The following is a 1,019-nucleotide window of genomic DNA, read 5'->3' on the forward strand; positions in this document are numbered from 1 at the left end:
CTTGGAGCACTTGTTTGCACTGCTCACGCAGGCCTGGGCAAGATCGCATCCCGTGCATGAAGATCGCTTGCGTGTGCTGGCCGTCGATGGGGTGGTCTGGTCTGCGCCCGACAGTGCAGACAACCGCCAGGTGCTGGGAAGCGGCAAGACACAGTACGGCCCCCAGCCCTGGCCCATGGTTCGGGCCGTATGCCTGCTGGACACAGATAGCCACGAACTTCTGGATGCGCAACTGGGTGACTACACCCAAGGAGAATTGACACTGGCCGCCCGATTGCACGGCCTGGATCACTCCATCACCTTGTTTGACCGCGCGTATTTCTCGGCGTCGTTCCTGCTCAACTGGCAGGGCGCAGGCGAGCAACGCCACTGGCTCATGCGGGCCAGAGACAACTTGCGCCATGAGGTCGTGCAATGTCTGGGCGCGGGCGACTGGTTGATTCGCATGCCCATCTCGCAGCGTGCCAGGAAACTTTGCCCCGAACTGCCAAGCCACTGGCAAGCGCGCCTGATCCAGACCGAGGTGCAAGGCAAGACCAGACGCTTCATCACCTCAATGCTTGACCCCGAACGCTTTGGCGCATCGCAACTGGCACAGATGTATTGCCAGCGCTGGGAGATTGAGCTTGGCTTTCGTGAGATCAAGCAGTCGCTGCAACAGGGCGCAGGCGTGCTGCGCAGCAAGCAGCCGGAGTTGGTCAAACAGGAGGTCTGGGGCGTATTGATTGCGCATACTTTGCTCAGGCGCTGGATGCGCCTGATGGCCCAGCATGTGAAGGTCGAGCCTGTACGCATCAGCTTCCACACAGCCAAGCATGCCATCATTGGCGCACTGAACACCGTGCATCTGGCACGCGCTGGAGCACTGCCCCAACACCTGCAGCTGCTGCTTGAGCAAGCCCGTTACTTTGTGCTCCCCCCTCGTCGTTCAGGGCGAAGCTTCCCCCGCGAGGTCAAGCGCTCTCGCAGCAAGTTCCCAACAAAGAAAATGCCAGTCAGGGCTTAACTGACTGGCATTG

1 protein-coding gene is annotated in these 1,019 nt (G+C 60.4%); it reads left to right on the forward strand.

From position 1 onward, the window contains the following. Window positions 1-1,006, forward strand: a 1,006-nt coding sequence (locus AC1Q5S_RS22270) for an IS4 family transposase (RefSeq protein ID WP_492239458.1), incomplete at its 5' end; no start/stop codon positions are given. Between the last annotated feature and the right edge of the window lie 13 nt (window positions 1,007-1,019).

The organism is Acidovorax sp. GW835-FHT14B10 (assembly GCF_058793725.1).